The organism is Bifidobacterium sp. UTCIF-39, assembly GCF_006408715.1.
GTDB lineage: Bacteria > Actinomycetota > Actinomycetes > Actinomycetales > Bifidobacteriaceae > Galliscardovia > Galliscardovia tissieri.
Genome location: NZ_JEOG01000017.1, coordinates 52,985 through 68,919, shown reverse-complemented (window position 1 = coordinate 68,919; position 15,935 = coordinate 52,985). Strand labels below are relative to the sequence as shown.

Here is a 15,935-nt window from a genome sequence, read left to right as displayed (position 1 = left end):
GTGCCGCAGCAGAACGCATATGTAATCGAACGTCTGGGCAAGTTCCACACCGTGTCCACGGCAGGTCTGCATGTGAAGATCCCGATCATTGATCGGATCGCACAGAAGATGAACCTTCGCGTGAGCCAGCTGGACGTGAAGCTGGAGACCAAGACGCTGGACAACGTGTTCGTGACCGTGGTGGCGTCCACTCAGTTCCGCGTGGATGCGAAGAACGTGGCCGTGGCCTACTACGAGCTGCAGAACCCGGCCGCACAGCTGCGCAGCTACATGGAGGACGCGCTGCGTTCCGCAATCCCAGCCCTGACGCTGGATGACGCGTTCGCCCGCAAGGACAATGTGGCGCTTGACGTGCAGCAGACGGTAGGCAATGAGATGCAGCGGTTCGGCTTCACCGTGGTCAAGACGCTGATCACCGCGATCGACCCGTCCGGACAGGTCAAGCAGGCGATGGATTCGATCAACGCGGCCCAGCGCGAGAAGGAGGCCACGCGCCAGCGTGCCGAGGCCCAACGCATCGCCATCGAAACGCAGGCTCAGGCCGACGCCGAGAAGGTGCGTCTGCAGGGTGAGGGCCAGGCGAACTACCGTCGTGAGATCGCCAACGGTATCGTCGACCAGATCAAGAGTCTGCAGGATGTGGGCATGGATATCGCCGAGGTGAACCAGATCGTCATGTTCAACCAGTATCTCGACGTGATGCGCTCGCTGTCCGAGTCGCCGAACGGCAAGACCGTGGTGCTGCCAGCGAGTACGCCCGCCGGATTCAAGAACCTCTACGATGAGGTGACGAACGCGCTGCTGACATCGCAGTACACGGGTCCGGACGCGTACGGCGCGGGCAAGACGAAGTAATAAAAAGTAATGAAGCAATACGGCTCCCTGTATCAATCACAACTCGAGGATTGATGCAGGGAGCCGCCTGCGTTCACCTCTTCTTGCGGGGAACGTAGATGACCTTATCGATCAGATCGCGGTAATGGTCCACGATCACGGCGCGCTTGGCCTTCATCGACGGCGTGGTCATGCCGTTCTCCTCGGTGAACTCGTCGGGCAGGATCACGAACTTGCGGATCGATTCGGCGCGGGAGACCAGATCGTTGGCCGCATCCACCGCACGCTCCACCTCGGAGTGAATGATCGGATTGTGCGCGGCCTCATCAAGATCGGCCACCTGTTCGGCACCCTGCGACTTGAGCCAGGCGTTCGCATCAGCCAGATCGATGGTGATCAGCGCGGCGATGAACGGCTTGCGGTCGCCGATCACCACGCACTGGGCCACCACCGGGGAGCTCATCACCGACGCCTCGAGAACACCGGGGCTCACGTTCTTGCCGCCCGCGGTAATGATGAGATCCTTCTTGCGTCCGGTGAGCTTGATGAACCCGTCGGCGTCGATGTCGCCCAGATCGCCGGTGTGCAGCCAGCCGTCCACGATCTGCTGCGTCGTGATCTCGGGATGATTGTGGTAGCCCGCGCACACGCTGTCGCCCTTGATGCACAGCTCGCCGTCGTCGTCCACGCCGAAGCTCATGCCGGCCATCGGCAAACCGATCGTGCCGATCTTATAGCCGACGGTCGGATTCACACACGCCGGGGCGCAGGTCTCGGTCATGCCATACCCCTCCAGCAAGGGCAGTCCCAGACCGTTGAAATAATGCGCGATCGACGCATCGAGCGGGGCGCCGCCGGAGATCGCGTACTCCACGTTGCCGCCGAACACGGCGAGAATCTTGGTGTAGACGAGCTTCGAGTACGCCAGATGCTTCACGCTCAGCCACAGCGGGATGCGACCGCCAGTCTCCAGCGCCTTCTGCTGCTCACGAGACCATTCGCGCGCCACGTCGGCGGAACGGGCGAACATGCGGCCCATCGTGCCCTGACCGGCCTTCTGACTGGCCGCGTTGTACACCTTTTCGAAAATGCGCGGCACCGCCAGGATGAACGTCGGCTTGAACGCGTTGAAGTCCGCGAGAATCGTCTTGAGATTGCTCGACAATCCCAGCGTCACGTTGCCGTAGAAGCAGACGAACTGCATGTACCGGGCGAACACGTGCGCCAGCGGAAGGAATAGCAGCAGGCGACGGCCCGGCTTCATCACCACGTCATCCATGGTCTCACTGCCGTTGGCGACGATGGAATAGAAATTGGTATGCGTCAGTTCGATGCCCTTGGGCGTGCCCGTCGAACCGGACGTGTACACGATGGTTGCCAGATCGGAACCGGTCACGTCGTTCGCACGCTCGCGGAACTCGTCGTCGCTCACGCCACGGCCGAATTCCTTGATCGTATCGATCGCGCCGAGATCGATGACGTACACGTCCGTAAGATACGCGCACTGGTCACGTACGGAGTCGATCTTGTCGCGCTGGCCGTCGTCCTCGGCGAAAGCGAGCGTGACGCGGGAGTCGTTGAAGATCGTGCGGATCTGCGCCGCGGAGTTGGTCTCGTACACGGGGATGGTCAGCGCGCCGATCGACATGATCGCCATATCGAGCGCCGTCCACTCCCAACGCGTGTGCGAGAGGATCGACACGGCATCGCCCTTCATCACGCCCTTGGCGATCAGCCCCTTGGCCAGGGCAATCACCTCGTCGCGGAACTCGGCCGCGGAAAACGACTGCCAACCGTCGGCGTTCTTGTACTCCACCAGCGAGTCGCCGGGGGCACGGTTCGCGCGCTCGTCGAGGATCGAGAAAATGGTCTCCGAACCGGTCACGTCCACGAGAGCCGGCCTATGGGTTTCCTTACGCATGTTCCTCCCTTGTCTGGTCAGATGCGCCACTGATTAGAACACTATCAGCACAACCGACAAAACCGCGGAGAACGTCGTCCTTCCACACCGGCCGCGACACCGCGAAACACCGAACGTGACACCCACCGCGAGATCTGCCCGACGCCGCGCTCATTTCGCGTTTTCGCCTGCATACGGTATAGTGGAACGCCGTTGCCCGGGTAGCTCAGGGGATAGAGCACCGCTCTCCTAAAGCGGGTGTCGTGCGTTCGAATCGCATCTCGGGCACAGAGAAAGAGCCGAAGATCATGGTTATGGTCTTCGGCTCTTTTGCAATGCATCACCATGCCACCACTGTGTGACGCGCGTGACGCTGCGTGACGCGATATGCGGCAGGCGGGTCCGGGTACGAAACCGGACCGGCAGCTCTACGAACGGCAACCCGGCAATCCGATGTCTCTAATCCGAAGGATGGCGTATCGATGAACAAAGGCGCGATGGGCAGGATACTCTGCACGGCACTGGCCGTGATCCTCGCCGCGGTCACGGCGGTCGGCACTGCGGCCCGTCTGCTGCCAATCGGCATGTCGACCATCCCCTATGTGCCGAACATCGTCGCCGCCACGCCCTGGTTCGCACTCACCGCCGCATTGGCGCTGCTGTTCGCATTGCTCGGCCGACGGCGTCTCATCATCGTGCTCATGGTGGCGTGTCTGGGTGCGCAGGTGTACTGGCAGGGGCCGTTCTTCTCCAGCGTGGTCGGCTCGAACTCGTCGAACTCGTCGTCGTCGGACGCATCGGGGGCGTCAGGGTCGTCGGGAAATGCGACGATGTTGCGCGTGATGACCTGCAACGTCTACAAGGGCCGGGCCGACGCCGGGCAGATCGTGCGTCTTGTGCGGGACGAACACGTCCAGGTGCTTGCCCTGCAGGAAACCACCGCGGCGTTCGTGGACGAGCTGAACAAGGCCGGCATCGCCGACTATCTGCCCTATGCCAAGACCGCGTCAGCCGACGGCAAGTACGGCAACGGCGTATGGTCGGCGACCCCGCTCGCCGATACCGTCAAGGACGAGGTCAACTCCAGCGCATCGTTCATGCCGGCCGGCACGGTGAGCCTTTCCAATGGGAAGGCACTGCGATTCGTGTCCGTGCACACCACCTCCCCCGTCAATCGTTACTGGAATCTATGGAAGCGCAGCATCGATGAGATCGGCGCGCTGGACAGCCGGTCCAACACCACGTACGTGATCATGGGCGACTTCAACGCCACCTATGATCATGCGCCGTTCCGCGACATGCTCGGAGATCGGTTCACCGACGCCGCGCGGCAGGCCGGTCATGGATTCACGTTCTCCTGGCCGAGTGACCGGCCATATCTGCCCATGATGTTCTCCATCGATCACATCGTGCTCGACAAGGGGCTCGTCGCATCGGATCTGAAGAACGTCAAGGTGGACGGCACCGACCACGCCGCGCTGCTCGGCACGATTCGCGTGTCCTGATCGGAATCCGGACACTGGGTCGAACCGGCCCATATAACCGACTCTGGGTATTTCCATGTCATGAAGGACCGTTATTCGAGGTCCTCGTGATACGGGTATACCCGGAACCCATTTCTCGAGTCCGGATATACCCAGAACCCTTGGACGGGAATACCAGAAAACCACGAGACAAACGTGGGCATCGACTTTACAAGCAGAGGAAAGAGGATTACTACAGGAATTGCCGGTTTTGTGAGCTCGGTCCGACGACAACGCCCGCCGCGATCGCAGGGACGGCATGATGAACAATATGTGAAAAAAGGAGTTCTCATGGACGAGAAGACACTGGTCGAGAAGCTCAAGAACGTCGTTATCGTGGATGACGTGCTGGCCGTTGCCAAGGAAGCCGGTCTGGACTGGACCTACGAGCAGGCCGACGAGGCTCTGGGCAAGATCAATGCCACCAAGAACGACATCGCCGAGCTGGGTGGCGACACCCTGGAGAAGGTCGCCAAGGAAGTCTTCGGCATCTGATTCCCGATAGTCGTTATTCACCCTTTCGCCGACGGCGGTCCACGTGACCCCGTCGGCGTTTTCGTTCGCGATCAAACGGTCGTCGGCCATCTTCGACCGGTCATTGCACAATGGAGTCATGACCGATACGAATCCCGTCTCCGAATCCGTCTCCCCAACCGCAATCCCCAACCGCCCTCTGGGTTCCCCGCTCGGCGAATCCGCGCCATGCACGCGCGTGCTGCTGCTCGGCTCGGGCGAACTGGGCAAGGAGATCACCATCGAACTCATGCGTCTCGGCGCACGCGTGATCGCCGCCGACTCGTACGCCGGCGCCCCCGCCCAGCAGGTGGCCCACGAATCCCGTGTGCTCGACATGGCCAACGCCACCGAACTCAACGCACTGATCGCCGACGTCAGGCCCGACATCATCATCCCCGAGGTCGAAGCCATCGCCACCGCGGAACTCTCCCGCGCCGCGGACAACGGCGTGCAGGTGGTGCCCAGCTGCCAGATCGCCCAGATCTGCATGGACCGCGAGCGCCTGCGCCGTCTCGCAGCCGAGGAACTCGACCTGCCGACCACCCCCTATCGTTTCGCCGACTCCGAAGAGGAACTGGCCGCCGGTGCCGCCGCAGTCGGATTCCCCTGCGTGGTCAAGCCGGTGATGAGCTCGTCCGGCCACGGCCAGTCCGTGATGCGCGCGCCCGAGGACGTAGCCCACGCCTGGCATGTGGCACAGACCGAAGGCCGCACCGCCAAGGAGCACACCGTCAGCCGCGTGGTGGTGGAGGCGTTCGTCCCGCTCGACTACGAGCTGACCGTGCTCACCGTCGCGTCCTCGTCGGGCATCGTGGCGTGCACGCCGATCGGCCAGCGTCAGGAGAACGGCGACTACCGCGAATCCTGGCAGGGTTCCCCCATTCCCGAGGATGTGCGCATCAAGGCCGACGACTACGCCGTGCGCATGGTGCAGGGACTGGTCGACATCGCCCGCCGGAACGGCGAGACCGGCTGGGGCGTCTACGGCGTGGAGCTGTTCGTGCTCGTCGACGGCCGCGTGCTGTTCAACGAGGTTTCCCCCCGTCCGCACGACACCGGCATGGTCACCATGATCTCGCAGAATCTCAGCGAATTCGCACTGCATGCACGCGCCGTGCTCGGCGTGCCCGTGTCCGCCCGATCCGTGGCGTTGCGTGATCCCTCCACGGTGGGTGCCAGCCATGCGATCGTCGTGTCCGGCAAGGGCGAGGTGACGTTCGGTTCGATCGCACAGGCGCTCGCCGAGCCCGACACCGACCTGCGGATCTTCGCCAAGCCCGGCGTTGACGGTCATCGACGCATGGCCGTGACGCTCGCCGTGGCCGATACCGAGCAGGACGCGCGGGCCAAGGCCGGACGTGTGGCGGACGCACTCGCGATCGACGTGTTCTGAGGCGTGTTCTGAGGCGTGTTCTGATCGACGTTCCGCTGCTCTGATCGCATTGTGGGACCGATGCCGCATGGCGGTGGCGCGGCATCGGTGTTCCTTTGGTTTTGTAGCCGCCGCTTGATACTGTGAAAACGATCATTCACCCCAAGTTTCCACTCCGATAACGCTGTGAGATACCGTTGTGAGAAAGGCAATGATGGAGAAACTGGAAAAGCTCTACGAGGGCAAGGCCAAGCAGCTGTACGCAACCGATGATCCCGAGGTGCTCTGGGTCGAGTACAAGAACACGGCCACGGCTGGCGATGGTGAGAAGAAGGAGGACTTCACCGGCAAGGGTCGTCTGAACAATCTGATCACCACCATCATCTTCGATCTGCTCAAGAAGCGCGGCATCGACAGCCATCTCGTCAAGCGCGTGGACGATACCGCCCAGCTGGTGCGCAAGATGGACATGTTCCCGCTGGAGATCGTGCTGCGCAACACCGCCGCCGGTCACTTCTGCTCCCGTCTTGGCGTGGAGGAGGGCCTGCCGCTCAAGGAGCCGGTGCTCGAGTACTTCCTCAAGAACGATGATCTGCACGATCCGTTCGTCAACGACGACGATCTGGTCGCCCTGGGCGTGTGCACCCGTGAGGATCTCGCCGAGATCGCTCCGCTCGCCCGTCGCATCAACGAGGCTCTGATCGACATCTTCGCGAAGATCGACGTCAAGCTCGTGGACTTCAAGATCGAGATGGGCCGCACCTCCGACGGCACGCTGCTGCTGGCCGACGAGATCACCCCGGATTCCTGCCGCCTGTGGGATCAGAAGGATCACAGCGGCAAGGTCGAGCATCTGGACAAGGACCTGTTCCGCCGCGGTCTGGGTTCGATCATCCCCGCCTATGAGGAGATCGAGTCCCGCCTCGCCGAGCTGGCCAAGTCCGAAGGCATCGAAGTCAAGTAACCCGTAACCAACCGTTTATCGTGGCTCCCCTCCCATCGAGGGGAGCCACACGAGTCTGATAAGGAAAAACCGCAGTGGTCTTTCGCATCTATGTGGAAAAGAAGCACGGCTTTGACGTGGAGGCCCAGCAGCTGGGCAACGAACTGCGCACGATCCTCGGCATCGACGCGCTGACCGGACTTCGCATCATCAACCGTTACGACGTGGAGGGCATCAGCGAGGAACTGTTCGCCGAGGCCACGCCCGTGGTGTTCAGCGAGCCGCAGGTGGACGACGTGTTCTCCGACCTTCCCGACTTCGGCGACGCCAAGGTATTCGCCACCGAGTTCCTGCCCGGCCAGTTCGACCAGCGCGCCGACTCCGCCAGCGAATGCATCCAGCTGATCAGCCAGGGCGAGCGCCCCGATGTGCGCAGCGCCAAGGTGTACGTGCTCGAGGGCGCGCTCACCGATGAGGATGTGGCTACGATCAAGCATTACGTGATCAACCCGGTGGAGGCCCGCGAGGCCTCGCTCGCCACGCGCGACACCCTGAAGATGGATGTGGCCGTGCCCGGCAAGGTGGAGGTCATCGACGGCTTCCTCGATCTGGACGAGGCCGGTCTGGAGCAGTTCATCGCCGACCGTGGTCTGGCCATGGATCTCGCCGACATCAAGGTGTGTCAAGCGTACTTCTCCGAGGAGAAGCGCAACCCGACCATCACCGAGATCAAGGTGATCGACACGTACTGGTCCGATCACTGCCGTCACACCACGTTCGGCACCCAGCTGACGAACATCGAGATCGACGACGCCGTGGTCAAGGACGCGTTCGACAAGTACATGGCCATCCGCCATGAGCTGGGCCGCGACGCCAAACCCGTGTGCCTGATGGATATGGGCACGATCGGCGCCAAGTATCTCAAGGCCAAGGGCGTGCTGAAGAACCTCGACGAGTCCGAGGAGATCAACGCCTGCACCGTGAAGGTGAAGGTGGACGTGAACGGCGAGGATCAGAACTGGCTGTTCCTGTTCAAGAACGAAACGCACAACCACCCCACCGAGATCGAGCCGTTCGGTGGCGCGGCCACCTGCATCGGCGGCTGCATCCGCGATCCTCTGTCCGGCCGTTCCTACGTGTATCAGGCTATGCGTGTGACCGGTGCCGCCGACCCGACCGTGCCGGTTTCGCAGACGCTTGAGGGCAAGCTGCCGCAGCGCAAGCTCGTCACCACTGCGGCCGCCGGCTACAGCTCCTACGGCAACCAGATCGGTCTGGCCACCGGTCAGGTCAACGAGCTGTACCATCCCGGCTACGTGGCCAAGCGCATGGAGATCGGCGCCGTGGTGGGTGCCACGCCGGCCGATCACGTGCGTCGCGAGACCCCGGCCCCCGGCGACAAGATCATCCTGCTCGGCGGTCGTACCGGCCGTGACGGCATCGGTGGCGCCACCGGTTCCTCCAAGCAGCTCGACATCGACTCCCTTGAGGAGTGCGGCGCCGAGGTGCAGAAGGGCAACGCCCCGATCGAGCGCAAGCTGCAGCGACTGTTCCGTCGCGGTGACGCCTGCCGTCTGATCAAGCGCTGCAACGACTTCGGTGCCGGCGGCGTGTCTGTGGCCACCGGCGAGATCGCCGACGGTCTGACCATCGATCTCGACAAGGTGACCAAGAAGTACGAAGGTCTTGACGGCACCGAGCTGGCCATCTCCGAATCGCAGGAGCGCATGGCCGTGGACGTGGCCGCCGACGACGTGGACGAGTTCCTGGGCTACGCCCGCGAGGAGAACCTCGAGGCCACGGTCATCGCCACCGTCACCGAGGATCCGCGCATGGTCATGACGTGGAACGGCGACACCATCGTGAATCTGAGCCGTGCGTTCCTCAACTCCAACGGCGCTCCCAAGTACATGGACGCGCACGTGGAGCAGGGCGGCACCTACGCCACCCCGTGGAAGGGGGACACGCTCGCCGATCGCATGCGCGATCTGGTCACCGACATCAACGTGGCATCCAACAAGGGCCTGTCCGAGCGCTTCGACTCCACGATCGGCGCGGCCACCGTGCTCATGCCGTTCGGCGGCAAGCGTCAGCTCACCCCGTCGCAGGCCATGGTCGCCAAGTTCCCGGTGTTCGGCGAGACCACCACCGCGTCCGCGATGGCCTGGGGCTTCAACCCGTACATCATGGAGAAGAACCAGTTCACCGGCGCGTACCTGTCGGTGGTGGAATCCATCTCCAAGCTGGTGGCCGCCGGCTTCCGCCGTGAGGACGCCTACCTCACGTTCCAGGAGTACTTCGAGAAACTGCGCGAGGATCCGAAGCGCTGGGGCAAGCCGATGGCCGCCGTGCTCGGTGCGCTCATGGCGCAGATCGACCTTGGTGTGGGTGCGATCGGCGGCAAGGACTCCATGTCCGGCAGCTTCGAGGATCTTGACGTGCCGCCCACGCTGGTGAGCTTCGCCGTGGCCGTCGGTCCGATGGACCGCGCCACCTCCCCGGAGTTCAAGCAGGCCGGTCACCCCGTGGTGCGTATCGCACCGCGCTACCAGGCCGATGGTCTGACCCCGGACCCGGAAAGCCTGATCGAGGTGCTGGCCGCGGTTGAGGACCTGATCGAGGACGGTCAGGTCGTGTCCGTGTCCACGCCGGGCTACGGCTGCACTGCCGAGACGCTGTTCAAGAACACGCTGGGCAACCGCATCGGCGTGGCGCTTGACGATGCGATCGCCGTGGATGATCTGTTCGCCCCGGCCTACGGCAGCTTCATCGTGGAGCTGGTCGACAACGGCAAGCTGCCCGCGGTGTCGAACCTCGTGTGCATGGGCAAGATCGGCGAGACCACCGAGGATTACATGCTGCACGCCGCCGGCGAGGATCTTGATCTGGCCGTGCTGCAGGAGGCCTGGGAGCACGGCATGGAAGATGTGTTCCCCTACCGTGGTCATGGCGACGCCGTCGAGGCCGTGAGCTTCACCGCCTCGAAGAAGACCGTGTACGTGGGCGCTCCGGTCGCCAAGCCGCACGTGGTCATCCCCGTGTTTCCCGGCAACAACTGCGAGTACGACACGGCCGCCGCGTTCGAGCGCGCGGGTGCCGATGCCACCACGCTGATCGTGAACAACCTCACGCCGGAAGCCGTGGCCGAGTCCACACAGGCTCTGGTGGAGGAGATCAAGCGCAGCCAGATCGTGATGATCCCCGGCGGCTTCTCCGGCGGCGACGAACCGGATGGCTCCGCGAAGTTCATCACCGCGTTCTTCCGTGCCCCGGCCGTCACCGAGGCGGTGCGCGACCTGCTGAAGAACCGCGACGGTCTGATGCTGGGCATCTGCAACGGCTTCCAGGCGCTCATCAAGCTGGGTCTGGTGCCGTATGGCGACATCGTTCCGATGACCGCCGAGTGCCCGACGCTGACGTTCAACACCATCGGCCGTCACCAGAGCCGTCTGGTGCGCACCCGTGTGGCTTCGGATCTGTCCCCGTGGCTGTCCCGTACCGAGGTCGGCGACATCCATACGGTGGCGATCTCCCACGGCGAGGGGCGTTTCGTGGCTTCCGACGAGGTGCTGGCACAGCTCAAGGCCAACGGCCAGATCGCCACGCAGTACGTGGATGAGAACGGCGTGCCGAGCATGGATCTGGACGTGAACCCGAACGGATCGTTGCTCGCGGTGGAAGGCATCACCAGCCCCGACGGCCGTGTGTTCGGCAAGATGGGCCACTCGGAGCGTTCCGGCAACGGACTCTACGTGAACGTGCCCGGCGACAAGTACCAGCCGCTGTTCGAGGCCGGTGTGGAGTACTTCGCCGCCTGACCCCGATACGGGGCCCGATAGTCCGATAGATTGACATAGTCGAGTCGTCGACTGCATTGGAAAGGGTGTGGAATCCGCTGCGGTTCCACACCCTTTCCGTTTCTTGCCGCCCCGCTTCCTGCCGTTTTCCCATTGCTCGCCTACGCATTTGCGTTCAAGTGGACTTGAAGACATAATCTAGTTTTGTAACCGATTACAAAACGTAGAATCACCCAAGGAGTCCATATGAAATATCGCAGCGTAGGCAAATCGGGGCTGAAGATCAGCGAGATAGCACTGGGCAGCTGGGTCACGCAGCTCAACGACACCGCGGAAATCGACACTGCCCGTGACATCGTCCGTCTCGCCTACGATTCCGGCATCAACTTCTTCGACTGCGCCGACGCCTACTCGGGCGGCGACGCCGAGCGCTTCCTCGGCGAAACGCTCAAGCAGTTTCCGCGTAAGGAACTCGTGATCTCCAGCAAGGTCTACTTCCCCACCGGGTCCGGCGTGAACGACCGTGGTTTGAGCCGCAAGCACATCTTCGAAAGCATCGACCAGACGCTGAAGAACATGCAGACCGATTACATCGATCTGTACTACTGTCATCGTTTCGACGAGACGACCGATCTGACCGAGACGCTGCGCGCGATGAGCGACCTCGTGACGCAGGGCAAGGTACTGTACTACGGCGTTTCGGAGGAATGGGGCGGCGCCCGACTCGAGGAGGCGCAGCGCATCATCGACCGGTACAACCTCTACCCGATCACCGTGGTCCAGCCGCAGTACAATCTGATCGACCGGTACATCGAGCACGAGATCATGGGCGTCTGCCGTCGCCATGGCATCGGCATCACCACGTTCTCACCGCTCGCGCAGGGACTGCTCACCGGCAAGTACCGCAAGGGTCAGCCGCTGCCCACCGGATCGCGCGCCACATGGCAGGCCGATCATCAGATCAACGACCTGCTCACCGACGAGAACCTGGACAAGGTGGAGCGACTGCGCAAGGTGGCCGACGAGCTTGGCGTGAGTCTGGCGGTGCTGTCGCTGGCGTGGATCCTGCAGCACCCGGAGATCAGCTGCGTGATCGCCGGTGCCAGCAAGCCGAGCCAGCTGGAAAGCAACCTCAAGGCATCCGGCCTGACCATCCCCGCTGATGCGATGGCCAAGATCGAGGAGATCCTCGGATTCCACCGCTTCGAACGCCACGTGGGGTGATGCGGTCGTTCTCGCACATCATACGCTGTGCGAAGACGATTGGCCTCGTGCCGTTGCCGGGTCGGGATGCCGGCCCGGCAACAGTTACTTCAGCCTTTGCCACTCATTGTTGACGGACCGACATCATCCTATCTATAGTTGATAGCAAGATGATCGACAGGAGGTTCCGCGATGGCTACGGCAACCGTTTCCGCAAGCGTTGACGTCAATACGAAGACCATAGCCAACGCTTATATCAAAGAGGCCGGCCTGACGCCCAACGAGCTCATCCGCCGACTGTGGGAAAGCATCGCCAACACTGGCGTGGTGCCCGAATTCACCGACTCGGATAACATGCGTCGACAGGCACGGCTGCAAGCCTACGAGAAAACACAGCATCTGATTGCCGAACTGCCGCACGGTACGGCGCTCGACACCATGAGTTACGAGGAGATGCGTGAGGAGTTGGAGAACCGTGCCATCTAGACTGCTGCTCGACACGAATGTACTCATCGACTACGCGGTTGAGGGACGACCAGAACATGCTTCGGCCGATGGCCTGATGAGGAAAATCGCCGTTTCCGACGTGCTCGGGTACACGACATCCGGCTCATTGAAGGATTTCTACTATCTATGCCGCAAACCATTGGGAGAACCGGAATGCAGGGAACTCATCAAACAGTTCCTCATACTGCTGACGGTGCTGCCGGTCGGACAGGAGGAGTGCCGAGATTCGGCCTATTCGGACGAACCTGACTTTGAAGACGGCCTGATCCGAGCCGCCGCGGAAAAGAACGACATGGACTTCATCATCACCCGCGATTCCGAAGCGTTCTCGCACTCCCCCGTAAAATCCCTGACCGCCGCACGATACCTACACCTGTTCTCCTGATCCATCTCCCACCTCGAACGGGAACATTCCAATCGATATCTGCAGGTGTAGATGATCGTCACTGCGAATGGACGATAGATAATGGGAACGGCGTTGCCGCCGCCCGACAGCGGCACTGGAAACGTTCCCGAAACCGAAAGGACGATGATCATGACCAAGACACTGGTACTGGTATTCCACCCAGACCTGAACGGCCAATCACGCGCCAACAAGGCACTCGCGCAGGCCGCCGCCGAACTGCCCGACATCACCGTACGCGACGAATACGCGCTCTACCCGGACGGAGTGATCGACGTAGCCGCTGAACAGCAGCTCGTCGAAGCGCATGACCGCATCGTATTGCAGTTCCCGCTCTACTGGTACTCCTCGCCCGCACTGCTCAAGGAATGGGAGGACAAGGTCCTCGCCTACGGCTGGGCGTACGGTCCCGACGGCGAGGCGTTGAACGGCAAGGAGATCATGGTCGTCACCACCGCGGGAGGAGACACGGGCGAATACCAGGCGGAGAACGACGGTGCCACCATGGATGAAGTTCTTTCACCGTACCGGATGATGGCCCGATACACCCACGCCGTCTGGCGCGAACCGTTCGTCATCTTCGGCGCGATGGAACTCGACGACAACGCGCTCGCCGCAGCCGCCGAGCGCTACCGCGAGGCGTTGCTCGCGTAGCGGCGATCGCGGCTGCGTGTCCATGATCATGAAACCGATCCGATAACGGTTGAGCACCCGCCGCCCGACCGCTATCGGATCGCGGTGAAGAAGAAGCGCGGGAACGGGAAGATGATACTGCCGTCGGATTGCACGGGATAGGCGTCACGAACGCGGTCGAATACCTGCTTTTCGAATGCTGCCCGTTCGGCGTCGTCGGGCATCGCCTGCAGATAGGGGCGCAGACCGGTGCCCCGATACCAGTCCATGATGGCTTCGTGTGATGGCAACGTATGCATGTATGTGGTTGTCCACATGCGGAAGCTCGCGGCATGCCGATGCAAGAGCTCCCAGTATTCGGGCGGGGTGAGGTTGAAGAACTCCCGCTGCTGCGGCAGACGGTCGGCGTATTGCGCGGAATGGACGATCTCAGCGATGATCCGATGGATGGGCTCCTCGTAGTTCATCGGCGTCTGCACGGCGAGCGTACCGTCCTTCCGCAGCAGCCCCAGCATCGCGGGGATCAGATGCGCGTGATCGGGCACCCACTGGATGCACGCGTTGGAGAACACAACGTCGAAATCATGCGGCAATGCGTCCAGCTGGTCCTGACGTGAAACATCGCATAATGCGAATTCGATGTCCGGATGGGTGGCCTTTGCCGCGTCGATCATCTCCGGTGAACTGTCAACGCCTAGAATATGCGCGTGCGGGTAGCGTTCACGTAGCACGGCGGTGCTGTTGCCCGGACCGCAGCCGATGTCAAGCACCCGCGTGACCGTACCGTCATCGGCGGGCAGTTGCATCGCCAGATCGCGCGACGGCTGCGTGCGCTCGTTCCTGAACCGAAGATATTGCGCGGAATCCCAAGTGACCATGCGATTCACGCTAATCTTCCGCAGCACGATGTCCATAAATGCGTCCGCATTTCGAGCATCGCCGTGTGGTTCATAATGCGGCGGCGATGCGACGGACGGCTTCGCGCAGTTCGGGTTCGGATTTGAGCAGACTGAGACGGATGTAGTCACGGCCGACCGTGCCGAAACAGGTGCCCGGCAGCACGGCGACGGACGCGGCGGACAGCAGATGGTCGGCGAGACGCTCGCCCGTCCAGACGCGCTCGTTCTCGCCGCCGTTACCGTTGCCGACGCCGCGCTCGCTCTCGCCGTCATGCCCAGCCCCAGCCGCGCCCGACCCAAACTCAGGCACACGGGCCCACACGTAAATCCCACCGGCCGAATCGAACACATCCAATCCCGCCGCACGCAGACCGTCGGCGACGATACGCCGACGCGCCGCATACCGCTGCGCGAGCTCGGCGACGCACGACTGGTCGGAACGCAGCGCCACAACGCCGGCGTCCTGAATGCTGCCGGTGATCATGGATCCCATCTGATAGTGGTAAAGCTTCAGACGTGCGATCACAGCCTCATTGCCGGCCACGAATCCGGCACGCCAACCCGCCATCGCATACATCTTCGACAGCGAGCACACCTCCACCGCCACGTCGAACGCGCCAGGCACCTCAAGAATGCTGTACTGCTGCGCGCCCGGGGCATCACCACCCACACCCAGCCCCGCGTAAGCGTAATCGTGCACGATAACGAAACGATGCTCATGCGCCAACTCAACAGCCCGCTGAAGGAACTGCAACGGAGCCTGTGCGCCGGTGGGATTATTCGGATAGTTGAGCACCAGCATCTTGACCCGATCCCATGTCTCCGCGGGAACGGCGTCAAGGTCGGGCAGGAAACCACGATCGGCGAGCGCGGGCAGCAGCACCTCATGCGCCCCATGCATCACGGCCATGCAATGGTAGGAGGGATAGTAGGGATCCACGAACGCGACGGCATCGCCACGATCCACGAGAATCGCGTACAGTCCCGCCAGTCCGTCGACCGCGCCTTCCACGGCGAACAGCTGCGTGGGCCAGTCCAGCGCAACGCCATGCACGCAGCGGTACCAGTCCGCCGCCGCCTCAAGAAAGGCCGGCTTGCCGTCGAACGGAGTGTATCGGGCGTTGGCTGGATCGTCGACGGCGCGTTTGGCGGCGTCGCGGATGAAGGCGACCGGGTAAGCGTCGGGATTGCCCTTGGCGAGGTCGATCACGTCCGCACCCGAGGCCACGGCCTGCGCCACCTTGCGATCCATGACGGCGAACACGTTGGGTGGAATCGACTCGGCGATCGGTGCGAACGGCACCGGGCATTGGACCGTCTGGTTTGCGTGCCCGGCGCGGGGCGCATGACCGTCGCGGGGCTCTAACTGGGACCTCGATTGGGGCTGCGAGCGCTGCGACTCGTT

At 62.5% G+C, this 15,935-nt stretch carries 13 protein-coding genes and 1 tRNA gene; 11 read left to right on the top strand and 3 right to left on the bottom strand.

Annotated features, from left to right (window positions below):
- Positions 1-855, top strand: an 855-nt coding sequence (locus EP30_RS07875; protein WP_140557608.1) for an SPFH domain-containing protein, incomplete at its 5' end; no start/stop codon positions are given.
- Positions 856-928: 73 nt separating this feature from the next.
- On the opposite strand, the gene EP30_RS07870 is transcribed toward EP30_RS07875, so the two are convergent.
- Complete coding sequence (locus EP30_RS07870) at positions 929-2,755, bottom strand: long-chain fatty acid--CoA ligase (protein ID WP_140557606.1); 1,827 nt, start codon at positions 2,753-2,755, stop codon at positions 929-931.
- Between the two features lie 194 nt (positions 2,756-2,949).
- Here EP30_RS07870 and EP30_RS07865 point away from each other — a divergent pair.
- From EP30_RS07865 to EP30_RS07820, 10 genes are all read left to right on the top strand, one after another.
- Positions 2,950-3,022 (top strand) — tRNA-Arg (locus EP30_RS07865).
- A 194-nt stretch (positions 3,023-3,216) separates the two neighbouring features.
- Positions 3,217-4,239 (top strand): endonuclease/exonuclease/phosphatase family protein, encoded by a 1,023-nt coding sequence (locus EP30_RS07860; RefSeq protein WP_140557603.1) that lies wholly within the window; start codon positions 3,217-3,219, stop codon positions 4,237-4,239.
- Positions 4,240-4,548: 309 nt separating this feature from the next.
- Positions 4,549-4,752, top strand: coding sequence for a hypothetical protein (locus tag EP30_RS07855; protein WP_094661828.1), 204 nt, complete (start codon positions 4,549-4,551; stop codon positions 4,750-4,752).
- Positions 4,753-4,870: 118 nt separating this feature from the next.
- Entirely contained in the window at positions 4,871-6,166 is a 1,296-nt protein-coding gene (purT, locus tag EP30_RS07850; protein WP_140557601.1) for a formate-dependent phosphoribosylglycinamide formyltransferase, read from the top strand.
- A 193-nt stretch (positions 6,167-6,359) separates the two neighbouring features.
- Entirely contained in the window at positions 6,360-7,109 is a 750-nt protein-coding gene (gene purC / locus EP30_RS07845) for a phosphoribosylaminoimidazolesuccinocarboxamide synthase (RefSeq protein WP_094661832.1), read from the top strand.
- Positions 7,110-7,183: 74 nt separating this feature from the next.
- Positions 7,184-10,906 carry a phosphoribosylformylglycinamidine synthase gene (locus EP30_RS07840; protein WP_140557598.1) on the top strand — a complete coding sequence of 1,241 codons (3,723 nt, stop codon included), beginning with the start codon at positions 7,184-7,186 and terminating at the stop codon, positions 10,904-10,906.
- Positions 10,907-11,131: 225 nt separating this feature from the next.
- Positions 11,132-12,109, top strand: a complete 978-nt coding sequence (locus EP30_RS07835; RefSeq protein ID WP_140557596.1) for an aldo/keto reductase family protein — start codon at positions 11,132-11,134, stop codon at positions 12,107-12,109.
- Positions 12,110-12,280: 171 nt separating this feature from the next.
- Positions 12,281-12,574 carry a type II toxin-antitoxin system RelB/DinJ family antitoxin gene (locus tag EP30_RS07830; RefSeq protein ID WP_094661838.1) on the top strand — a complete coding sequence of 98 codons (294 nt, stop codon included), beginning with the start codon at positions 12,281-12,283 and terminating at the stop codon, positions 12,572-12,574.
- Positions 12,564-12,980, top strand: coding sequence for a PIN domain-containing protein (locus tag EP30_RS07825; RefSeq protein WP_094661840.1), 417 nt, complete (start codon positions 12,564-12,566; stop codon positions 12,978-12,980). The genes EP30_RS07830 and EP30_RS07825 overlap by 11 nt, the downstream gene beginning before the upstream one ends.
- 150 nt (positions 12,981-13,130) lie before the next feature.
- Positions 13,131-13,652 (top strand): NAD(P)H-dependent oxidoreductase, encoded by a 522-nt coding sequence (locus EP30_RS07820; RefSeq protein ID WP_094662063.1) that lies wholly within the window; start codon positions 13,131-13,133, stop codon positions 13,650-13,652.
- A 71-nt stretch (positions 13,653-13,723) separates the two neighbouring features.
- Here the strand turns inward: EP30_RS07820 and EP30_RS07815 are convergent, their stop codons facing one another.
- Positions 13,724-14,536, bottom strand: coding sequence for a methyltransferase domain-containing protein (locus EP30_RS07815; protein WP_258185429.1), 813 nt, complete (start codon positions 14,534-14,536; stop codon positions 13,724-13,726).
- A gap of 43 nt (positions 14,537-14,579) precedes the next feature.
- Entirely contained in the window at positions 14,580-15,782 is a 1,203-nt protein-coding gene (locus EP30_RS07810) for a pyridoxal phosphate-dependent aminotransferase (protein WP_140557610.1), read from the bottom strand.
- Between the last annotated feature and the right edge of the window lie 153 nt (positions 15,783-15,935).

Coding starts and splice junctions, on each gene's coding strand:
- EP30_RS07855 (WP_094661828.1), top strand. CDS start 4,549: ATGGACGAGAAGACACTGGTCGAGAAGCTCAAGAACGTCGTTATCGTG.
- purT (WP_140557601.1), top strand. CDS start 4,871: ATGACCGATACGAATCCCGTCTCCGAATCCGTCTCCCCAACCGCAATC.
- EP30_RS07830 (WP_094661838.1), top strand. CDS start 12,281: ATGGCTACGGCAACCGTTTCCGCAAGCGTTGACGTCAATACGAAGACC.
- EP30_RS07810 (WP_140557610.1), bottom strand. CDS start 15,782: ATGGATCGCAAGGTGGCGCAGGCCGTGGCCTCGGGTGCGGACGTGATC.
- EP30_RS07860 (WP_140557603.1), top strand. CDS start 3,217: ATGAACAAAGGCGCGATGGGCAGGATACTCTGCACGGCACTGGCCGTG.
- purC (WP_094661832.1), top strand. CDS start 6,360: ATGGAGAAACTGGAAAAGCTCTACGAGGGCAAGGCCAAGCAGCTGTAC.
- EP30_RS07835 (WP_140557596.1), top strand. CDS start 11,132: ATGAAATATCGCAGCGTAGGCAAATCGGGGCTGAAGATCAGCGAGATA.
- EP30_RS07820 (WP_094662063.1), top strand. CDS start 13,131: ATGACCAAGACACTGGTACTGGTATTCCACCCAGACCTGAACGGCCAA.
- EP30_RS07870 (WP_140557606.1), bottom strand. CDS start 2,755: ATGCGTAAGGAAACCCATAGGCCGGCTCTCGTGGACGTGACCGGTTCG.